The sequence below is a fragment of the Enterococcus sp. RTP21361st1_A6_RTP21361_211029 genome (assembly GCF_040910045.1).
Lineage (GTDB): Bacteria > Bacillota > Bacilli > Lactobacillales > Enterococcaceae > Enterococcus_D > Enterococcus_D gallinarum.
The window spans coordinates 1-3,212 of record NZ_JBDGBK010000158.1 but is presented as its reverse complement, the minus strand read 5'-3'; the positions used below and the strand labels follow the sequence as shown (position 1 = coordinate 3,212).

Annotated in this window: 4 protein-coding genes; all 4 read left to right on the top strand. The window is 38.4% G+C overall.

Features of this window, described 5'->3' with window-relative positions:
• On the top strand, positions 1-1,462 hold a 1,462-nt coding region (locus tag AB5Z52_RS16350; protein WP_288551831.1), incomplete at its 5' end, for an LPXTG cell wall anchor domain-containing protein.
• 165 nt (positions 1,463-1,627) lie between these two features.
• Positions 1,628-1,999: a GntR family transcriptional regulator gene (locus tag AB5Z52_RS16345; RefSeq protein ID WP_003125548.1), complete on the top strand. Its 372-nt coding sequence runs from the start codon at positions 1,628-1,630 to the stop codon at positions 1,997-1,999.
• Between the two features lie 3 nt (positions 2,000-2,002).
• Entirely contained in the window at positions 2,003-2,851 is an 849-nt protein-coding gene (locus tag AB5Z52_RS16340) for an ABC transporter ATP-binding protein (RefSeq protein ID WP_003125549.1), read from the top strand.
• Positions 2,851-3,212, top strand: a 362-nt coding sequence (locus tag AB5Z52_RS16335; RefSeq protein WP_288551830.1) for an ABC-2 transporter permease, incomplete at its 3' end; no start/stop codon positions are given. The genes AB5Z52_RS16340 and AB5Z52_RS16335, both read left to right, overlap by 1 nt.

Below are 3,212 nucleotides of genomic sequence, written 5' to 3'. Positions count from 1 at the left end.
GCGCTCAGGAACATTTATGCAAAAAGGCTTGATGGAGGGACAACGATTGTTACTTGAGAAAAGTCGTCCTGAAGCTGAGAAACTGTTTATCCATATTGGCGACAACAGTGCCAATCGCAGCTATTTACCTGCTGAAAATGCAACTGTGTATCCCAATACAGGAAAGATCAATGATTATAATGGTTATCATACTAGCAGCTATACCAAAGCTTTCCAAACAGCTAATCCTCAATACCATACAACAAGTAAGACTTCAACAGATAGTTTAGCAGTTCCAGTCAGCAGTCAAGTGGTGACTGATGAAACATTAGGAACGATCGTTGACATCAAGGAATCGAACTTTACGGTTTATTCAGTGGCAACGGCACCTTCGGCAAGGGGTGAATACATTGCCCGTAATCTTGCTACTGCACCGGCTAATTATTTGACGACGGACGAAAACCTTAGCGGTCTTGGTTCAGCATTGAAAGAAATTGCGAACCACATTGATAAAACGATTCCCAATGGAACGATCACAGACCCTATGGGGGAAGGAATCCTTTTACAAGGAGCCGGTACGTTTGATAATAGCCATTATCAATTGGTCGGGTGGCGCAAAAATGATCAAGGAGCATGGATCCAAGCTCCTGAAATTGTTGCAGCAGTTCAAGTAACTGAAGCTAATCAAACCATCTCTATCAGCAACATCGCGTTAGGTGAAAATGAAAAACTTACCCTAACTTATCAGGTTCGAATAAATACAGAATCCGCTGAGTTTCAAGGAGAAACATGGGTCTTGTGTAATGGACGTACGACATTAACAACAGGAAGTGATGGTGAATATTTAGATTTTCCTATTCCATCCATCAAGGCACCTGTCGTAGAATTGAAAATTATGAAGAAGTGGGTCAATGTTCCAGATGCTGAGATTCCTGATCAGATCGAATACCAAGTCAAAAGAACAACCACCGTTAGTGCTGAAAGTTGGCAAATGTCAGATAGTTTAACCTCGAATAAAGGCGAGGGCTATCAAGGAACACGCACAAAAGTCCCAGTTGAAGGCCAAAATGTAGTATTACCAAAGTACAATAACCAAGGGGAAGATTTCTTTTACACTGTCGAAGAAGTCAATGTTCCAGATGACTTTGAAAGTGCGGTAACCAATGAGGATGGTACCATCATTATTACCAATACTAAAAAAGAAACATCAAGTACGACAGAGCCAAGTGTCACAGAGCCAAGCGTAACGGAGCCAAGTACGACAGAACCAAGTACGACAGAACCAAACACAACTGATTCGTCCATATTAGGGACTCAGAACAATCAATCAGAATCAAGTCACTCTGCTGCCTTAAACGCTTCAAATAAAACGAATGATAAAAAACTTCCACAGACAAATGATGAGAAGGCGAGTTGGATGCTTGTCCTCGGCATAATGATTGTGAGTGTTATAGGTGGGACAATTATCATACGCATGAAATAACTATCTATCTTTCACGATTAAATCGTGTTCTCAGCTAGGCTTTTGCCTAGCTTTTTTTGTTTATGTTCAGTAAAAACTCAAAATTTTTTTAATAAACAGTATATAACACTTGATAACAGTTGTGTACTGTTATATACTGTTTGCAACGAGAAGGGGGAAGAAAATGTGAGATTGATTATTAATACTTCCTTAATGGTGCCGATTTATGAGCAGATTGTCGATCAAATCAAAGGGCATATTCGAAATGGGGAGCTGAATGAGAATGATCCGTTGCCATCTGTCCGCACACTGTCAAAAGAATTAAAGATCAGTGCTTTAACGGTCAAAAAAGCCTATGATACGTTAGAATCTGAAGGTTTTACAGTAACGGTTCACGGGAAAGGAACTTATGTAGCTGCTACCAATACAGAGCTTTTATTGGAAGAGCAAAAAAAGGAGCTGGAACAAGACTTGGAACAAGCAATTCTAAAAGGGCGACGTTGCGGGATTAGTGATGAAGAGATAAAAAGTTTGTTTGAATTGATATTGGAGGGTTGAAACATGTTGAAAATTGAGCATCTAAAAAAGCAGTATGATAATTTTTCTCTTGATTGTTCATTAGAAGTTCAAAAAGGTACTATCACAGGGTTGATTGGTCAAAATGGAGCAGGTAAAAGTACTACGTTTAAAGCAGCTCTTGGTTTAATTCCTTTTGACAGTGGGAAGATCACACTTTTAGGCAAGGATAGTAAAGAACTCACCCCAAAAGAGAAGGAAAAGTTAGGTGTTGTTTTATCCGATTCTGGCTTCAGCGGCTATTTAAGGATTAAAGATATTGTTCCGATTTTACGGACAATGTATAGCGAATTTGACGAAGACTTTTTTACCGAACAAATTCAGCGATTCCAACTACCAGTGGATAAAAGACTCAACGATTTTTCAACAGGGATGAAAGCAAAACTAAAAGTATTAGTAGCTATATCGCATCACGCTAAATTGTTGCTTTTAGATGAGCCGACAGCTGGCTTGGATGTGATTGCCAGAGATGAATTACTTTTGATGTTGAGAGAGTTCATGGAAAAAGATGAAGAGTGTGCGATTTTGATCAGTTCCCATATCTCTAGTGATTTAGAAACACTTTGTGATGATCTTTATATGATCCATGATGGACGAATGATCTTACACGAAGAGACCGATGTCTTGTTAAGTGATTATGCACTATTGAAAGTTGATCCGGAGCAATACAAAGAACTGGATAAACAATTTATTCTCCGATACAAAGAAGAAAGCTATGGGTATAGTTGTTTAACGAATCAAAAACAATTTTATATGGAGAATTTTCCTAAAATAGTCATTGAAAAAGGATCAATTGATGAAGTGATTATGATGATGGTAAGGGGGCGTGAATAATGACAGGTTTGTTGGTAAAAGATTTTAAATTGATGGCCACACAAAAAAATTTCTTTTTGGTTATTCTTTTGATTGTAATAGGAATGATCTCGTTTACAGAGGATGTATCATTCCCACTAGGTTTCTTAACCTTTGCGCTTTCTTTATTCACATTAAGCACTATCAGCTATGATGAATTTGACAATGGGTATGCGTTTTTATTCACTTTACCTATTACTCGAGTGGGCTATGTGCTGGAAAAATATTGTCTAGGATTCCTACTGGGATTTAGTTCATGGCTTTTGGCAACTTTCTTAGGATTGATTGCAACAGTTGTTAGAGATACTACTTCTCTCACTGAGATCTGGCAGATTGCAGCAAT

Coding starts and splice junctions, on each gene's coding strand:
- AB5Z52_RS16340 (WP_003125549.1), top strand. CDS start 2,003: ATGTTGAAAATTGAGCATCTAAAAAAGCAGTATGATAATTTTTCTCTT.